Source organism: Sporosarcina quadrami (assembly GCF_014836615.1).
Lineage (GTDB): Bacteria > Bacillota > Bacilli > Bacillales_A > Planococcaceae > Sporosarcina > Sporosarcina quadrami.
Window position 1 is genome coordinate 43,529 of record NZ_JACSQN010000010.1, and the last position, 18,666, is coordinate 62,194.

Below are 18,666 nucleotides of genomic sequence, written 5' to 3' on the forward strand. Positions count from 1 at the left end.
GCAAGTTCGAGGGGGCATAGAATTGAAAGTGGTTGTGGAAGTTACGGATGTAGGGAAGGTAATAGGGGGTCGCCAGATCTTTGAGCATATTTCTTTTTCGTGTACGCGGGATACGATTTTATTTGTACGAGGTGGTAATGGCACAGGGAAAAGCACCTTGCTAAAGATGTTGGCGGGAATTTATGAACCTACGGCTGGAGAGGTCCGTCGGCAAACGAAGTATATCGGATATGTTCCGGAGCATTTTCCGGAGGACATTCGCTTCAAGGTGAAAGAGTATCTGCTGTTGACGGCTTCCTTCCATGGAACGGTGAAGGATTGTGAAGCGCGAATCATGGAATATATGGATCTGTTCGGCTTAAGTCCATTTGAAAATAAGCCAATCGCTGCGTGTTCGAAAGGGACCAAGCAGAAGGTGGGAATCATTCAAGCGCTGCTGATGGAGCCGGACCTCCTTCTGTTAGATGAGCCGCTTACAGGGCTGGATCAGGAATCACAGGAAGCGATTATCCGACTGCTACAGTCATTTTGTGGAACGGTGGCTATCATTTTTACGGCGCATGAGGATGGGCCGATTACTGAGCTTGCGACCCACGTGCTGCAAATCGAGACGGGAGAAGTGTCGACTGTTGGTCAATCGGTGCGCAGGAAGCGGCAAAAGGAGATTCATATAATGATCCCAGCCGGTGAGAAGATGATGTTCATTCCCGCTGGCCAGATTGAAATGAATGGCAGAACGGCGGTTATTACGGTGGAACAAGACAGCAGTGATGACATGCTCCGAAAACTGCTCGGCATGGGCTGTTCCATATTGGAAGTGAGGAATAAATGATGATCCGTGCAGGATTTATTCATTACCAATTGAAAAGCTATTTGCGATCGTTGACATTCATCCCGCCTGTTACCATGTTTGTCGCCTGGATCGTCATTTTCTATACATATAGCGGCGTACCGATTATGAGTAGCTACGTGATTACGAGCGTGTCGTTGTATCTGGTCATGACGTGGGTGGCGATGAATGTGTTTTCATTGGAGACAGCGACAGAGAAAAACTTGTTGTTCGTTCAATTAAAGAGCAAACATGCGTATTTGTTAGGGAAATGGGCCGTCTGTTTCCTTGCAGCACTTGTGCTTGGGGCGATCGCCATCTTGTATCCGCTGATATTCTCCATGTTTAAAGAGCCGATTCAGTCTGTACAATTCATTGTTGCTGTTTTGGGACATTTGGTGGCTGCGGTATTTGGCATGTTGATCGGTTCTTTCTTCTCAATCACAAAGCTTGAGTCCAAACGATTTGCGTGGCTCTCTTCCATGCTTGTCATCGTTGTTTCGTTGGCGAAGGAAGGGATTGTGGAAATGGCGCATTTCTTTCAGTGGATATTGCTGCTGTTTCCGCCAATTCACCAGGTTATGCGCCACTTCACTGATGAAACGCCTTATGTGATCGCGAACGGCTATTGGGTGGATGCGCTCTGGATCTTGGTGTATGTGGTGGGTGGATATACAGTGACGTTGGCATTGTTTAAAAGGCGGGAATGAGAGGTACTCTCACAATGCAACAAAATTTCATTACGTATTTAGTGATTTATATATAGTCGGTTAATAAGGTGTAAAAACCAACTAAAGAATGAGATAAAGTATAATAAAGCAATTATTCTATAAAACATTAACTGAACTTTCCCTATAGAATGATAGTAACGAAAGGGAGGTTGATTGAAAATGAAAGCGGATACAGCAGATAAGGTTATTCACTATACAGGTACGGAATTGCACACGAAGGGTTGGCAACAGGAGGCTGCACTTCGCATGTTGATGAACAATTTACATCCAGATGTTGCGGAGCATCCTGACAAGCTCGTTGTTTACGGTGGGATCGGTAAGGCAGCTCGTAACTGGGAGAGTTTTGATGCTATCGTTCGTTCTTTAAAAGAGCTTGAGAATGATGAAACGTTATTAGTTCAATCAGGGAAGCCGGTTGCGATATTTAAATCCCATACGGATGCACCGCGTGTATTGATCGCGAACTCCAATATTGTACCTGCTTATGCAAACTGGGATACATTCCACGAGCTTGATAAGAAGGGCTTGATGATGTACGGACAGATGACTGCAGGTAGCTGGATTTATATTGGATCGCAAGGAATTGTGCAAGGGACGTATGAGACATTTGCGGAACTTGGAAAGCAACATTTCGGTGGTTCATTGAAAGGGACGATTACATTAACGGCTGGTCTTGGAGGCATGGGTGGCGCGCAGCCGTTATCGGTAACGATGGCGGGCGGTGTCTGTATCGGCATAGAAGTGGATGAAACACGTATCGATCGCCGTATCGAGACGCGTTATACGGATGTTAAAACGGATTCTTTGGATGAAGCAATCCGCCTGGCTGAAGAAGCGAAAGCAGAAGGAAAGGCTTTATCAATCGGATTACTTGGGAATGCGGCGGATATTCTGCCTGAAATGATTGCACGCGGCTTCAATCCGGATGTCTTGACGGATCAGACATCCGCACATGACCCGTTAAACGGCTATATACCTTCAGGGATGTCGCTCGAACAGGCAGACGAACTTCGCGATTCCAATCCGGAAGAATATGTGAAGCGTTCAAAAGCTTCTATGGCGACACATGTTGCAGCGATGATTGACATGATGGACAAAGGCGCGATCACATTCGATTATGGGAACAATATTCGCCAAGTCGCAAAAGACGAAGGTGTCGAGCGGGCATTCGATTTCCCTGGATTCGTTCCGGCGTATATTCGTCCGCAGTTTTGTGAAGGTAAAGGGCCTTTCCGCTGGGTGGCGCTATCAGGAGATCCAGAAGATATTCGTAAAACAGATGAAGTGATTTTGCGTGAATTCAGCTACAATACGCATTTATGTAATTGGATCAAGATGGCGCAGGAGAAGATTCAGTTCCAAGGATTGCCGGCTCGGATTTGCTGGCTCGGGTACGGGGAGCGCGCACGTTTCGGTAAGATCATCAATGATATGGTCGCAAGTGGTGAATTAAGTGCGCCGATCGTCATTGGACGGGATCATCTCGATTCAGGTTCCGTAGCATCGCCAAACCGCGAAACAGAAGCGATGAAAGATGGCTCGGATGTCGTTTCAGATTGGCCGATCTTGAACGCAATGATTAACGCAGTCGGTGGAGCAACTTGGGTGTCTGTCCATCATGGCGGCGGAGTTGGCATGGGGTATTCACAACATGCTGGTATGGTCATCGTTGCCGATGGTACGAAGGAAGCGGAAGCCCGCCTCGAACGCGTATTGACGACTGACCCAGGTATGGGCATTGCTCGACACGCAGATGCAGGATATGATTTGGCCATTCAAACAGCAAAAGAAAAAGGGGTTAACATCCCGATGATGGAAGGTGACCATTCTTGAAACCGGTTTGGATACAACATGCAGCACAATTAGCGACAATTGCGGGCAAGGATGCGCCGCGTAAACGTGAAGAGATGTCGGACTTAGGCATTATTGAAGATGGAAGTATGTGGATTGAAGACGGTATCGTCAAAGCAATCGGTACGACGGAAGAATTGAAAAAGCAATTCGGCGACCGTGCGGAGGAAGCAGATATTATCGATGCGACAGGACGTTTAGTCACGCCAGGTCTCGTCGATCCGCATACCCATGTCGTGTACGGAGGCAGCCGCGAACGTGAATTTGAAATGCGGCTTGAAGGTGCTACGTATATGGATATTATGAATGCGGGTGGCGGTATTCATGCGACGAGCCGGATGACGCGTGAAGCGACGGAAGATGAACTGGTGGAGCAATCATCACGTAGGCTCGATTCTTTCTTGAAGCACGGTGTAACTACCGTTGAAGGAAAAAGTGGCTACGGTTTAAATTGGGAAACGGAATTAAAACAATTACGTGCAGCAAAACGGTTGAATGAAAACCATCCGATTGACCTCGTTTCGACGTTCATGGGAGCGCATGCTGTCCCGTTAGAATATAAAGGCAAAGAAGATGAATACATTGATAGTATCATCAATGATATGCTGCCGGTCGTAGCTGAAGAGAAGCTAGCTGTTTTCAACGATGTATTTTGTGAAGTTGGCGTCTTCACACCTGAACAGTCTGAACGGATTTTAGAAGCTGGAAAGAAACTCGGGTTGACTCCGAAAATCCATGCGGATGAAATTGAATCGTATGGCGGTGCGGAACTTGCGGCTAAAGTCGGTGCCATTTCAGCTGAGCATTTATTGAAAGCGTCTGATGAAGGGATTAAGTTAATGGCGGAAGCGGGCGTGATCGCTTGTTTATTGCCGGCAACGGCTTTGTTCCTTCGTGAGGATGCAGCACAAGGGCGGAAGATGGTAGATGAAGGTGTTGCGGTCGCGATTTCGACAGACTGTAATCCAGGGTCATCACCGACAACGTCTATGCCGCTCGTCATGAACTTAGCTTGTATTTCCATGCGATTGACACCTGCTGAAGCCCTCGTCGCTGCGACGATGAATGCAGCGTGTGCAATTGGAATGGAAGCGAAAGTCGGATCACTCGTAGTTGGTAAGCAAGGCGATGTCGTCATGTGGGACATCGGTAACTACCAGGAACTGCAGTATTTGTTCGGCGTGAACCATGTCGACAAGGTGTGGAAAAAGGGATTACTCGTTGTAGGGTAAGAAATGGCCGTGAATGAAGTTCAGATTTCATTCGCGGTATTTTTAAAGGGTTAATTAATGGAAGATTCAGAAGGGGGAAGATGTATGGAACAAGTGGGAGAAAAGGTAAAGACTCGTTCAAATCCGGGTATGTGGAAGTTTTTCGTTTTCAGTGCAATAGGTGCATTTATGTTTTTCGTACCCGTAACATTTAATGAAAAGAGCTCGATCATGCTTGACCATATCGTCACGTTCATCCAAACGTATGCCGGGGGAGCATTGCCGTATTATGCATTGCTTGTCATACTAGCGGGCTCGATTTATCCGTTCGTTTCAGGAACGTGGAAAAAGTCGACTGTCAATATGGTGTTCTCTTTCTTTAAAGTCATTGGTCTTGTCGTAGGCATAATGCTTGTTTTCAATGTTGGACCTGCATGGCTGTTTGAACCAAGTATGGGACCGTTTCTCCTCAATAAACTAGTCATTCCGGTTGGCCTATTAGTACCGATTGGTGCGGTGTTCTTAGCATTGCTCGTCAGTTATGGATTATTGGAATTTATCGGTGTATTACTACAACCAATTATGCGTCCTGTCTGGAAAACACCTGGACGCTCAGCAATCGATGCAGTTGCTTCGTTTGTCGGCTCCTATTCACTTGGGTTATTAATTACAAACCGCGTGTATAAGGAAGGGAAGTACACAGCGAAAGAAGCTGCCATCATTGCGACTGGATTTTCAACGGTTTCAGCGACATTCATGGTCGTAGTAGCTAAAACGCTGGACTTGATGAGCATGTGGAATACGTATTTCTGGGTGACGTTGGTCGTGACATTCATCGTTACAGCGATAACAGTCCACATTTGGCCATTACGTTCATTCAAGGACGAATATTACGAAGGATCGACACCTCAACCGGAAGTGAAGCCGGATGGGAAACGCATTGTGACTGCGTGGAATGAAGCGATGGACACTGTCTCAAAAGCACCGACATTTGCGCAAAATATCTTAACAAACGTGCGTGATGGATTGATGATGGCAATGGCGATTTTGCCTTCCATTCTATCTATCGGGTTACTCGGCCTCGTCTTAGCGGAATTCACGCCAGTGTTCGACTGGCTTGGTTACATCTTCTACCCATTCACATGGGCATTGCAACTACCGGAACCAATGCTCGTCGCAAAAGCTTCGGCACTTGGTATAGCGGAAATGTTCTTGCCGGCATTATTAGTTGTCGAATCAGCATTAGTCGTCAAGTTCGTCATTGCTGTCGTTTCCGTCTCGTCGATCATCTTCTTCTCGGCAGTCGTGCCGTGTATCGTATCGACAGAAATTCCGATCAGCATTCCGCAACTGATTATCATCTGGTTGCAACGTGTAATCTTGACATTAATCATTGTTACACCGATTGCTTATTTGATACTATAGTTTAAAAGTGGAGCACTCGGGAGCCAATTCTTCCGGGTGTTTTTTGCTCTATCATAATGAGAGGTCCGCTATCAAAAATGCTAAGTATTTCCAAACCGTATAATTCGTAAGTTATTGTATACTATGAACTTAGGGAGGGATATAAATGAATATTCAAGATGCACTGACGATTGGTGATTTGACAAAAAGTACAATTGTTGCTGGGTCTGACGGTGTGACCCGTAAAATTACCTCTATTGAAGTAATGGAAGTGCCTGAAGTGGTCAGCTGGGTAACGTCAGGAATACTAGTGATGACAACGTTCTATTCAATTATGAATGACGAAGAAAAGCAAACCGAAATTGTTCAGACGTTGATTGAAAAAAAAGCAGCTGGAATTGTCATAAAGCTTGGTAGATTTGTGGAAGCATTGCCAGATAGGATGCTTTCAATTGCAAATAAAGAGAAGTTCCCAATTATCATAATCCCTAAAGATGTTTCTTATATTAATGTGCTAGCTCCTTTATACGAACGGTTATATAAAGAGAAACAATTAAGAGAAAACGCCGATCATCCATTTAAGAACTTTGAATCTAAATCGTTTTCCTCGCTATCGGAAGCGATGGAAGAGTTAAGCGAAATTGTCAACGGCACCATCTATTTAGAAGACGCAGAAAGTACGCTACTCTATTCTACTAGGAAGTTTCTTCCGAACGGTTGGCGGAAATCCAATTCGTTATTTTCAAAACCGAATTATATGGATTATGAAAGTCTCGCAGTAGAATGGAGAACATCTCTTATGCAAAAGCGAGTCGCAGTTCTTAAAGTGGATGGTTTTAGAGATATTATCATAATGCCGCTAATTTCAAATAAACATGTATTTGGTACACTTCATATTCCCTATACAGATAAATTAGGAACAATCAATTCACTGTCAGAACATCTACATGAAGCTGTGAATAAAATAGCAGAGTTATTTATGAATGAACAACTATACTTGCAGAAAAAACGTATTCAACATCTCAAGCTTCTAGAAGAGTTTAATCAAGCTGAAGACAAGTTGCATGATGAGAAAGATCATTTTGTTATTCGTTTCCAGGCAGATTGGTTTGAGAAAAGTTATGCACCAGCAGACTATGTTATGGATCATTCAAATATTATTCTGAAAGAAATTCTTTCCATTATGAATGTTGTACCTGAATGCTCATACATACTTTTTGAAAAACATGGTCACTTCTATGCGCTAGTAACCTGTATGAAAAATACGGATATGGCTGCTATACACTCACTTGAAAAAGTTGCAGCAGAAAGTATCCATCCGCTAACTATAGCAGCGGTACCAGTTATGAAAAACAGTCGTATGCTAGAAGACAGTATTCGATTAGCAGATAAAACGATGGAAATTGGGCGGCTTATTAGAAAAGAGGAGAGCTTCTACACATACGATCAATTAGGTATATACGAAATCCTAATTGACTTAACTTCCCGGGATTTGGTCACGGATTATATCCAAAGTATACTTGAACCGTTGTTTTTAGATCAAAATAAAGAATTACTGGACACATTGGAAATATACTTGAACGAAAATGGAAATGTGACAAAGGCATCCGAAAAACTATTCATCCACAGACGAACGCTTACATACCGTTTGCAAAAAGTGCAAGACCTACTGCAAATGAATATTGATGACTCGGAAATCCGATTCATTTTAAACTTTTGTATACGAATAAAGTCATTAGCTCGATAGACGTCTACGTACGTCTTTTTTTTATTGTGTAAATTATGTGAAATGAATCCTGTTGATGTTTACACACTTATAACATTACATTGAATAGATGAACTATTTACAATACATACAAAGGAGTGATGGGAATGTTGGGGATTATCCGAGTGCTTACAACTGAAGATGAAGAAGTATTATTGGAACATGGCAAGCGCATGTGGGAAACCGATCAGATACACACTGTTACACGATGTATTCAAGATCAGCCAAATGGGATTTACGATAGTAAGACGGAAACTGTAGCTATCCCGAAAATCATTTCTCTTGCTCAAGAACTTATTCGTGAAGAAGGTGTTGACGCGGTCACTATTAGCTGTGCAGCGGATCCAGCATTGAAAGAACTATCTCGTATGGCAGACTTCTATGTAATGGGTGCTGGCGCTTGCGGAGCAAAATCTGCTATCCAAGCAGGAAAGAAAGTTGCAGTAATGGGTATCACGGAAAATATTCCGCAGAATATTGAAGAAGAATTAGGTGAGTATTTTCATTCATATTATCACTCCCAGGATTTGCGGAAAACGACGGAGTTATTTTCTGGAAGTGCCAAAAACGAATTATTGGCTATAGCGAATCGAGCAATACAATCTGGAGCAGATGTCCTGTTATTTGCTTGTACCGGATTTTCGACAATTCGTTTGAAAGAGTTTTTATCTAAAGAGATCCATATACCGATTATTGATTTAGTCGAAGCGCAGGCAACTGTGTACAAGCAATTTAAAAAGGAGGGGAAAGGATGAATACGAAGACATTTGATTTTCCATTTATTATTTTTTCCATCATCATTTCCGTATTTGGTGCAATCATTGGAATGCAGTTAATCACATCATTGGGTATCACGCCGAATACATCCATTATCGGTGCGTTGATCGCGATGCTAATCGCTAGAATACCGATGAAGATGTTTTATAAATATCGTTCGATTGAAAATCAGAATTTAATTCAGACATCTATTTCTGCAGCCACTTTTGGTGCGGCAAACAGTTTACTTATTCCTATTGGTCTACCGTTTGTGATGGGGATGCCGGAACTGATTATGCCGATGATGATCGGTTCAGGATTGGCCTTGTTTATCGATGTGTTTATATTATACAAAGTGTTCGACTCGAAATTATTTGGAGCAAATGAAGCTTGGCCCCCAGGTATCGCAACGGCGGAAGCATTAAAGGCGGGAGACCAAGGTGGATCGAAAGCGAAGTTCTTAGGTATAGGTATTGGAATCGGTGTTATCGGTTCCTACTTCGGTATTGCAATGTCAGCTTTTGGTGTAGCGTTCATCGGAAATATATGGGCATTGACAATGTTTGGGATTGGGTTATTGCTTCGCGGATATTCCATTCCAATGTTCGGTGTGGATTTAAATGAATTCTATATTCCGCATGGCATGATGATCGGGGCAGGTTCTGTAGCCCTATTGCAATTCGTCATTACACTTTGGCAATCAAAGAAAGAGAAAGAGAAAGACGCAGTTCGTCAAAGTGAGGAAGTACATGAGTATACTCGTTCAGATAAAGATATTAAAAAAGGGTTCGGGCTTGGATTCTTGTTGTACTTAGTAGCAGCTATGATTTTGGCTGTCGTCGGTGGAATCATCGGTGATATGTCAGTGATGCAAACGGTACTGTTTGTCGTGTTCGCCGCATTTGCCGCATTAGCCAGTGAGATTATTGTCGGAATTGCAGCGATGCACTCAGGTTGGTTCCCTGCATTTGCCGTTACGTTAATCTCTTTGCTAATCGGTATGATGTTAGGATTCCCACCAATTGCATTAGCTTTATTAACTGGATTTACGGCTGCAACCGGACCGGCATTTGCTGACTTGGGTTATGATTTCAAATCGGGTGCCATCTTGCGTGTCGATCAAAAGAAAGCCATTGAAATATTTGGTAGAAGACAACAATTGAAAAGTTCGTTAATTGGTTTTGGGGTTGCAATTGTCATGGTCATACTTTTCCATGATTCCTTTTTTGCACAAGATCTTGTTCCACCTGTAGATCGTGTATATGCAACGACGATTGAAAGCGGATTAAGTGGAAATATCGGCATGTTGCTTTTGCTATGGGCTATACCTGGAGCGATCATCCAATTAATAGGTGGTCCAAAAAGACAGATGGGTATTTTATTTGCGACAGGTTTGTTAATCATTAACCCTATCGCAGGATGGGCTGTCATAGCAGGTATTCTTATTCGATTTATTGTATTGAAAGTCAAAGGTCCGGAAGCTGAATCTGCTATGTATACGATGGCTGCTGGATTTATTGCAGGAGATGCAATCTACAGCTTTTTCACTTCACTTTGGAAAGCTAAATAATGCATTGGAGGACTACTTATGACAATACGTAAACTGACGAAAGATGATGCCATACATGGCGTTTATGGAGGCTGTATTTTAGGAGGAGGCGGCGGTGGTTGGATTTCCGATGGTTTGGAAAAAACCGAACAAGCCTTCATGATTGGTTCGCCGCAACTAATGACGGTGGATGAATTAGAGGATCAAGATTACGTTGCTTGTGTATCTCTTGTTGGAGCACCATCAGCGAGAGATGTATATGTCAGCAGTAAACAGTTAGTCTCAACTGTAGAAAGAGTGCAACAAGAATTTAAAGAGCCGATTAAGGCACTTATGACAAATGAAAACGGGGCAGCCACGACAATCAATGGTTGGCTTCAAGCGGCTGCAACAGGTCTTCCGTTTTTAGACGCACCATGTAACGGCAGAGCCCATCCGACAGGTTCTATGGGGGCACTGAATTTATCGGAAGTCGAAGGATACGTGTCTGTGCAAGCATTTGCTGGTGGGGAAGGTTCTAGGCAAGTAGAAGGAGTCATAACCAGCACACTCGATATTTCATCTAATGTCGTGCGATCTGTATCTGTTGAAGCAGGCGGTATGGTAGGTGTGTGTAGAAATCCTGTTTCCATAGGATATATAAAAGAACATGCTGCTGTCGGGGGTATTACTCAAGCAATCGAACTTGGTGAAGTGTTTTTCTCAGTTCCCGAGGGGCCGGAACGAATCGAAGCGGTCGCCTCTCATCTGAAAGGTCGTGTCATTCATTCAGGGACGATTACCGTCTTTGAGTTGAAAGCCGTGAAGGGTTTTGATGTAGGTTTCGTTAAAGTCGATGACCTGGAAATGACCTTCTGGAATGAATACATGACTGTGGAAATGAATGGAGAAAGAAAAGGTACATTCCCTGATCTAATCATGACTTTCAACGCGGAAACGGGCATGCCAGTTGTTAGTGCGGAGTTGAAAGAAGAGATGAGAATTGCGGTTATATCTGTTCCAAAAGAGTATTTGAAATTAAGCTCCACGATGTCCAATGAAAAATTGTTGCGTGTAATTGAACCGATTGTAAACAAAACTATTATTTAAAAAGGATGATGAAAAATGTCGTTAAAATATACAATGGATGTTATGGAAGTCTTGGATGATATTAACGCTAATGGAGAAAAAATTGTTGCGCTATTTGAGGGGTTTGAACATTGTGAAGCAGTTTATGAAACGGTTACTGGACAAAGTGGATCTACAGACTTTGTCAAAATAGTGATTAAAGGTACAGAAGGCAAATTGAACGGCGGCAAGGCTCGAACACTTGGAATTGTAGGGCGTTTAGGTGGACTCGGTGCCCGTCCCCATAGGATCGGCTTTGTTTCAGATGGCGATGGTGCAGCAGCGGCAGTAGCAATTGCGGTTAAACTTGCGAATATGTCAGTAAAAGGAGATCGTCTGCCAGGTGATGTCATTATCACTACCCATATTTGTCCGACTGCCCCTACACAGCCACACGAACCAGTTGACTTCATGGGTTCACCTGTAGATATTTTTACGATGAATCAGTATGAAGTGGTGCCCGAGATGGATGCAGTCGTTTCAATTGATACGACAAAAGGGAATCGTGTATTTAATCATCGCGGCATCGCACTATCGCCGACTGTGAAATCCGGTTTTGTTCTGAAATTCTGTGATGACTTACTTCGCATTATGGAAATGACAACAGGAGAACTGCCTGTTACATTTGCGGTTACAACGCAGGATATTACCCCTTACGGAAATGATGTCTATCACATTAATAGTATACTGCAACCTGCAGTAGCAACTGATGTACCAGTCGTAGGTGTGGCAATCACGGCTAAAACGGCTGTTCCAGGCAGCGGAACTGGTGCAAGCCATGAAGTGGACGTAGCGCAAGCAGTCCGTTTCACAATCGAAATTGCAAAAGAATTTACAAGAGGTCAAATCGAATTTTATGATGAAAATGAATTTAACCGTTTAGAAATGCTGTATGGCTCCATGAAGCATTTGCAAACATTAGGAAATGAACAAAATTGACAACAAATGTTTTAGGTGTCTTGACCATCGGGCAGTCTCCACGAACCGATGTCACACCTTCTATTCAATCAATTGTCGGTTCAAATGTGGAGATAATTGAAAGCGGGGGACTGGATAGTCTGACGGCGGAAAGCCTCCATTCCGTTGAACCGGAAGACTTTGATACAGTCTATATTTCAAGACTACGAAATGGTGAGTCGATGAATATAGGGAAGAGTAAACTTCTTCCTTTATTGCAAGATGAATTGACGCAATTAGAAAAGAGGACGGATATTGTACTTATGTTATGCACTGGGGACTTTCCTACATTGCAAACAACAAAACCGATAGTCTATCCGGACCGTGTCTTAAATCATATGGTGAGTGCGATTTTGCCCTCAGGAACACTGGGACTCATCATTCCTTTGGAAGAACAACGGGAGAAATTACTGTTGAAATGGAGACTGAATGAGTTGAACTTGTATACAGAAGTAGCATCACCTTACGAAGAAAGCGATATCGCAGGTGCGGCGTTTGCGCTTAAAGAACAAGGAGCGGATATGATTGTATTGGATTGTATGGGGTATAATGAGCAACATAAGTCGGCTGCGGTAAAAAGCAGCGGACTGCCTGTCATTTTGCCCCGTACATTGGTTGCACGTGTCATATCTGAGTATGTGTCTGAAGAATAGGCCCGGGTGAACCCGGGCTTTTTTGAATCGGGGTTTAAGGTGCTTGGTGAAAGCGTTATTTGCCTTGAGTTTACTTCGAAAAGAAAGGGTGTAGAAGAATGAAAGACTTTCAGGAAACAGTTTCCGCGTTAATGGTGAATAATTTTGAAGTGAATAAAGACATCAGTGTGTTGGTATTGATGGATAGAAGTACTGAGAAATTAGGCAAGAAGTTTGCCGGTGCACTGAAGACGGATGGATGGCAAGTACATACACATTGCATGGAAGATCGAACTAGGTCGGGTGAGGAACCACCTGTGGAAACAGCAAATGAAATGTTGGGCTACGGTCTTGTATTTTGTTTAACGAAGCATTCATTGACTCATACAGTGGCAAGAAAGAATGCTAACGCGCACGGAATTAGCGTGATCACAATGCCTGGCATTACAGAAGATATGTTTCTGAATGGTGCGATGTCTGCAGATTATAGCCGTGTTGAAAAAGAGACATTTGAAATGACAGATAAGCTAACAGATGCAGATACAGTTAGCATTCGAACAGGTGAAGGATATCAATTGATTATACCGGTAAAAGGGCGTGATGGTGTGCCTAGTACAGGTGTGTTTCGTGGACAGGCAGCTTCGGGGAACCTGCCATCGGGTGAAGCGTATATTGCACCGGTGGAAGGTGAATCAGAAGGTATAATCGAGATTAATGGATCTGTTTCAGGAATCGGTCTCTTGAAGACGCCTGTTATACTAACGGTTGAAAAAGGTCGTTTAATAGATGCAAGCGGGCAAGATGGGAAAAAATTGCTGGAACTACTAGGTGACGGGGATGGTCGGTATTTATGTGAATTGGGTATCGGTACAAACCATGCAGCTCGAATAACGGGCAATATTCTCGAAGATGAAAAAGCGTATGGAACGATTCATATAGCATTTGGTTCCAACCATACATTTGGAGGAACTATTAAAACGAACGTTCATATAGATTGTGTGACTAAAAATCCAGTAGTGGATTGGCAATGAATTTTATTTCAAAATGTAACACCCGGGAAGCTATTCTTCCGGGTGTTTATTTATTTCTATTTTGAATGATTGTTTATCGTTCAAGTTGCAAGAGTTATTAATCACTTTGAAACGGTGGATGACACATAATCCTGACATGTTTGTTATGATTATTACAAAGACCATAGGGGGTTTTATCCAGATGATTGGCAGAAATGATCCTTGTACATGCGGGAGTGGAAAAAAGTATAAAAAATGCTGTGGGAAGCAAGGCCCCGATCTTATTGAATTGATTATCAATGAAGAATTGGATCAAGTGCTTGTGACGTTCTTCGATACATATCCGAAAGGGGAAGACCGGAAAGAGATGATCCGCATGATGCGTGAGTGGATCCTTCGTCTTTCGGATAGTTGGAACAAGGAAGATATTGAGGAAGCGGCGAGTGAGTTTTATTTATTCATCCAAAATCCTAAAGGATGGCATACATACATTCAAGAACAGCTGACAAAAGCGAAACGGGAAACTGTGCTGGCAATATTGAAGACCTGGGACGAGCCCTTCTTGCTGTTGGCTGAAATCACAGGCTCCGATGACGGGATGCTTCGAGTCCGGCAATTGTTCACTGATGAGGAATTCCATGTAACACGGAACGAAGGTATGCCGACGGATGAAGGGACTTTATTGTTCGGAACTGTTTTGCGGGATCGACGTAAACGAGAAGATGCAATTGCACCAGTATCGTCGATGATGTTTTTGGCGAAGTGGAGCAAGCAGACGAAACAATCGCTGTTGGAGCTGCGTGAAAGCCAGTTGACCAAGCCTGTAGAGGAATTCTTGAAAGAGCACACGCTAGATATTTACGAATTGTTCATCAAACGAAGTATGGCTTCGCTTAATGAACTGGTCGAAGAAGTGCTCGATCCAATCAAACTCGATGCGTTGAAAGCGCTTGAAGTGGCGTTACGTGATATGAAGCAGGACAGCGGGGCGAGGGAAATCATGCATAAATTGGCAGTCGCCTATTTCCTGAATGACCATTCTGACATGGAGTCAGGAGATGATTTTGTTGCTGCGGCCGTGTGGACGGGCATGAAAATCGGTATGGTGCGCGGCGTAGAAGCAACGGAAGCTGAAATCGCAGATCAGTTCTGCTCTTCTGCTGAAGAAATGGGCAAGTACGTCAACGACCTGGCTTCCTTATACGAAGAGATGATGGACAGCTTCGATGAACCGACGGCTGTTCAAGTGTACGATATCGGAACCGCTCCTCGGAAGTCTGAAAAAGGATTATGGGAAACAGCGATGACAACAGCTGGTGTCGTCCAACCGGAACGCAAACCGGGTGTCGATGAAGGACGTGCGCAATTGCTTACGTATGAAGCGTTTGCTGCAGATAGCGATGAAAAACGTCAAGATCTTGCCGCGAAAGCACTGAAGATTTCACCGGAGCATCCCGATGCGTTACTGCTTGCCGCTATGAATGAAAAGGATCAAAGCCGTGCATCTGAATTGTATGAACACGCAATCCGCAATGCGAGCAAGACATTTGAACCGGGAGAAAACCCATGGATGAACTTGCCGAATCGACCATTCATGCGGGCTGCATTCGCATACGGCGTCCACTTGTTCATGCATCGCGAATACGGTGAAGCGGGGGATGTGTTCAAAGACCTCGTCCGCATGAATTCGACTGACAATCAAGGTGCACGTTATGAAGCGGTCGCATCCCTCATCTTCGCCGGACGGTATAGTGAAGCGGCTGAAATTATGGTGCGCTATGAAAAAGGCTCGCAAACGGATGCGGCCTATCTGTACCTTGATTGGAAATTGGAATTTGAAGCATCCAACGGAGAATCAGAAGAAGCTGCCGCCATGCTTGAAAAAGCCGTAAAAGCAAATTCGCATGTCATGCACTTAAAGACATTCAAAGTAAAGACGATCGATTATCCACTGCAAATGACAATCCAGCCTGGAAGTGAAGACGAAGCAAGGTATATCTGGCTGTTGTTGAACGGCCCGAATTGAATCTGAATGAACGCCGGCAGGGATACCTCTTGTCGGCTTATTGCGTTGTGGAATACGTCAGCGCTTGTTGATGAAGTTGCTGTTCAATAAAATATCTAAAATTGGACTCATAAGATTATCATAGACCAAGGGAAAAAACAGAAAAGTTATGAAACTCGAAACGACAAGTGGTATAATTGAAATGGAAAGTAATTGGTGTGTTTGAAAATGATCGCGCCTTGCGGGGTCTCAAGTTGATTGCAAAGATATGCCCGAAAAGCTAACGCTTTGTCTCGCAAAAGTCGTTCTTCGTTATGGCTTTCGCTGATTCCACTGGAGTCGTCCGACTTCCGCCCCAAGCGACGGAATATAGTTATTAGAAAGCACGTATTCAAGAATCGGGCCATTTCAATAAATTTGGCTTAACAACAAAAGAGGAGAAATTATGTGAAAAAGAAAATAATCTGACTGATCGTCCCCCTATTGTGGGATTAGTGGAAGTGGATAATAATCTCTTTTGGAAGGTGAATTTATGAATTACAAGGTTATTGAACTTAATGATTTACAGGTAGAAGATATTGAAAATAGACTTGATGAATATGATAAAAATCATATTAATTATGATATTCCAGGTAGCATAAAAGTTGGTGTGCTGAACGGAGGTAAATTAATTGCTGGTGCAGATGCATCTATGACTGCATTTAAGATATTGTATGTTTCTACTGTTTTTGTAGATGAGAATTATAGAAATAATAAAGTTGGCACAATGTTAATGAAAGAGGTTGAAAAGCGAGCGAAATCATTAGGAGCTAATATGATTAGATTAGATACATTTAATTGGCAGGGGCGAGATTTCTATCGCTCAATGGGATATGAGGAAGTTGGATTTTACGAGAATAAAGATGATGGTTTTTCTGAACATTTCTTTTTAAAGAGGTTATTGTGAAATAAGCACAGTATCTGTAAAGTATACAGTTAAATTCTTCCGTCATCGGGGGAGCTTTTCTGTGACACCACTATGTTGCAATCGGGCCATTATACAAAACAAAGACTTTAGTCGAGGGGGAAATATCGTGGCATATCTTCAGTTTACAGGAGGAAAGTAATTATGTTAGATGGACTATTTGATTGTAATCCACTTGCCATAATCAGGTTTAACTAACGGAGCAAATTGTCACTTGAAATAAAACGGTAGGAAAGTTTAATTTAAGAGAGGTGATTTATTGGAAAAAGGTAGTTTATATATATTTTTCGTAAGTATTTTTCTTACATTTCTTGGTTTCTATCTTGTAGAAAATGTATTTACAATTAGCCCTGATGTTTGGTCAGGTAATGGAAATCTTGGTATTTTGATTATGATACTATTCTCACCTGTTTTTGTAATAAGTTATTTCTTCACTTATAAATTGACAAGGGAAATATCAACCAACATCAAAGTAAGAATAGTTATAATGATTTTCTGCGTTTTTTCCTGTGCGTTATTGATTTTCCCTATCATCAATTATATAGATGAATTAATCATTGCCTTGGATGGAACACCCGCTGAACCTGAATCCAAAATATATCGCTTTGGTTGGTTTAATCAGTACACAAATGGTATCTATTTTAATGTTTACACCTTTTTCCTAAGTTACCTTTTAGCTATCATCATTGGTATCCTATCCACTATAAGAATAAAACGAAAAAATATTATATAATAGCTAATTGCTTTATATAGCAATTAAGATGTTTTACGTCAGCTCCGCTATTTCCGCTTCAGTCAAATAGCGCCATTGACCAAGATCTAATGAACCAAGTTCAATATGCTTGATGCGGACCCTTTGTAAGTGCGTCACTGTATATTGAAAACGTCTGCACATTCTACGGATTTGCCGGTTTAGCCCTTGAGAAAGCGTGATACGGAAAGTATAGGCATCTATTTGAAGGACAGGGCAAGGATTTGTTCGGGAATAGTCTTTTTTTCGAGGATTGTAAATATCCACCCCGTTCGATAAATCCGCTATAAAAGTGTCTGTAATCAGTTTATCGACGGTGACAATGTATTCTTTTTCATGATTATTTTCTTCTTTCATCAGCTCATTTACAACGCTTCCGTCATTTGTTAATAAAATAAGGCCTTCTGTTTCCTTATCAAGGCGTCCGACCGGGAAAATCCGCTTTGGATAAGATACAAAGTCAATAATATTATGAGCGATGTCTGGGGAAGCTGTACAAATAATCCCGCTTGGTTTGTTGAGCATTATGTAGATATGCTCGGAAATATGCTTGATTTTATGACCATCCACTTCGACTAGGTCATGATCTTGAACAAAATATACATGAGATGCAATTTCGCCATTCACTCGTACTTTTTCGGCAGTAATATACCGCTCAGCTTGTCTTCTGGAACAGAATCCTGAAGAACTAATATATTGATTCAACCTCAACGTTTCGGCTCCTCGTCTATTTACAACTTCTCTTTCTTCTACTATGTGTACCGTCAGCCATGATGATAATGAGTTTACAACTCAAGGGAAAGAACTATTTATCACAAATCATACTCTTCTTCGCTCTAACCTTTCTATTTTTTGTGCTAATCGTTCAATTTGTTTTTGCATAATTTCTATTTGATTCGTATGATCTGATTCATTTGAGCTGTTTTGAGCAGAACTTTGGTTTTTTAATTCCTGCAATGCGATTCCTGCCGCTATAGTTTGAAGACCGTCTCCCAAAGTTTGAAAGTGTACTTCCGATTAATGATAGTCTAGCTGCATAAATTTCAGGCGAATCAACATTTTGACTTGATTGATTCATGAAATCATTGTTCATCATTTCACACCTCGATTATATGGTTTCTATTATATATGAAACATTCATCGA

At 42.4% G+C, this 18,666-nt stretch carries 17 protein-coding genes; 15 read left to right on the plus strand and 2 right to left on the minus strand.

Annotation, left to right across the window (positions count from 1 at the left end; translation table 11 throughout):
* Positions 1 to 28 precede the first annotated feature (28 nt).
* The 15 genes from H9649_RS11770 to H9649_RS11840 all read left to right on the plus strand — a co-directional run bounded on the left by H9649_RS11770 (position 29) and on the right by H9649_RS11840 (position 17,504).
* Positions 29 to 832, plus strand: a complete 804-nt coding sequence (locus H9649_RS11770) for an ABC transporter ATP-binding protein (protein WP_318241685.1) — start codon at positions 29 to 31, stop codon at positions 830 to 832.
* On the plus strand, positions 829 to 1,539 hold the full coding sequence (locus H9649_RS11775; RefSeq protein ID WP_191695093.1) for an ABC transporter permease: 711 nt from the start codon (positions 829 to 831) through the stop codon (positions 1,537 to 1,539). Before H9649_RS11770 ends, H9649_RS11775 begins: the two co-directional genes overlap by 4 nt.
* Positions 1,540 to 1,719: 180 nt before the next feature.
* Positions 1,720 to 3,393, plus strand: coding sequence for a urocanate hydratase (gene hutU, locus H9649_RS11780; RefSeq protein WP_191695094.1), 1,674 nt, complete (start codon positions 1,720 to 1,722; stop codon positions 3,391 to 3,393).
* Positions 3,390 to 4,643: an imidazolonepropionase gene (gene hutI / locus H9649_RS11785; RefSeq protein WP_191695095.1), complete on the plus strand. Its 1,254-nt coding sequence runs from the start codon at positions 3,390 to 3,392 to the stop codon at positions 4,641 to 4,643. The genes hutU and hutI overlap by 4 nt, the downstream gene beginning before the upstream one ends.
* A gap of 84 nt (positions 4,644 to 4,727) precedes the next feature.
* Entirely contained in the window at positions 4,728 to 6,047 is a 1,320-nt protein-coding gene (locus H9649_RS11790) for a YjiH family protein (protein WP_191695096.1), read from the plus strand.
* A 145-nt stretch (positions 6,048 to 6,192) separates the two neighbouring features.
* Positions 6,193 to 7,773, plus strand: coding sequence for a PucR family transcriptional regulator (locus H9649_RS11795; RefSeq protein WP_191695097.1), 1,581 nt, complete (start codon positions 6,193 to 6,195; stop codon positions 7,771 to 7,773).
* A gap of 125 nt (positions 7,774 to 7,898) precedes the next feature.
* Positions 7,899 to 8,546: an aspartate/glutamate racemase family protein gene (locus H9649_RS11800; protein ID WP_191695098.1), complete on the plus strand. Its 648-nt coding sequence runs from the start codon at positions 7,899 to 7,901 to the stop codon at positions 8,544 to 8,546.
* Positions 8,543 to 10,117 (plus strand): OPT/YSL family transporter, encoded by a 1,575-nt coding sequence (locus H9649_RS11805; protein WP_191695099.1) that lies wholly within the window; start codon positions 8,543 to 8,545, stop codon positions 10,115 to 10,117. Before H9649_RS11800 ends, H9649_RS11805 begins: the two co-directional genes overlap by 4 nt.
* An 18-nt stretch (positions 10,118 to 10,135) precedes the next feature.
* Positions 10,136 to 11,185: an S-methyl thiohydantoin desulfurase domain-containing protein gene (locus H9649_RS11810; RefSeq protein ID WP_191695100.1), complete on the plus strand. Its 1,050-nt coding sequence runs from the start codon at positions 10,136 to 10,138 to the stop codon at positions 11,183 to 11,185.
* A gap of 15 nt (positions 11,186 to 11,200) precedes the next feature.
* Positions 11,201 to 12,142, plus strand: coding sequence for a DUF1177 domain-containing protein (locus H9649_RS11815; protein WP_191695101.1), 942 nt, complete (start codon positions 11,201 to 11,203; stop codon positions 12,140 to 12,142).
* Positions 12,139 to 12,813 carry an AroM family protein gene (locus H9649_RS11820; RefSeq protein WP_191695102.1) on the plus strand — a complete coding sequence of 225 codons (675 nt, stop codon included), beginning with the start codon at positions 12,139 to 12,141 and terminating at the stop codon, positions 12,811 to 12,813. Before H9649_RS11815 ends, H9649_RS11820 begins: the two co-directional genes overlap by 4 nt.
* Positions 12,814 to 12,911: 98 nt before the next feature.
* Entirely contained in the window at positions 12,912 to 13,823 is a 912-nt protein-coding gene (locus H9649_RS11825) for an aminopeptidase (RefSeq protein WP_191695103.1), read from the plus strand.
* A 181-nt stretch (positions 13,824 to 14,004) separates the two neighbouring features.
* Positions 14,005 to 15,828, plus strand: a complete 1,824-nt coding sequence (locus H9649_RS11830; RefSeq protein WP_191695104.1) for a tetratricopeptide repeat protein — start codon at positions 14,005 to 14,007, stop codon at positions 15,826 to 15,828.
* Between the two features lie 511 nt (positions 15,829 to 16,339).
* Positions 16,340 to 16,753, plus strand: coding sequence for a GNAT family N-acetyltransferase (locus H9649_RS11835; RefSeq protein ID WP_191695105.1), 414 nt, complete (start codon positions 16,340 to 16,342; stop codon positions 16,751 to 16,753).
* 277 nt (positions 16,754 to 17,030) lie between these two features.
* Positions 17,031 to 17,504, plus strand: a complete 474-nt coding sequence (locus tag H9649_RS11840) for a hypothetical protein (protein ID WP_191695106.1) — start codon at positions 17,031 to 17,033, stop codon at positions 17,502 to 17,504.
* Between the two features lie 33 nt (positions 17,505 to 17,537).
* Here the strand turns inward: H9649_RS11840 and H9649_RS11845 are convergent, their stop codons facing one another.
* Together H9649_RS11845 and H9649_RS11850 are read right to left on the minus strand one after the other, a co-directional pair.
* Positions 17,538 to 18,233, minus strand: a complete 696-nt coding sequence (locus tag H9649_RS11845; RefSeq protein WP_191695107.1) for a pseudouridine synthase — start codon at positions 18,231 to 18,233, stop codon at positions 17,538 to 17,540.
* A 108-nt stretch (positions 18,234 to 18,341) separates the two neighbouring features.
* Entirely contained in the window at positions 18,342 to 18,479 is a 138-nt protein-coding gene (locus H9649_RS11850) for a hypothetical protein (protein WP_191695108.1), read from the minus strand.
* Positions 18,480 to 18,666 lie beyond the last annotated feature (187 nt).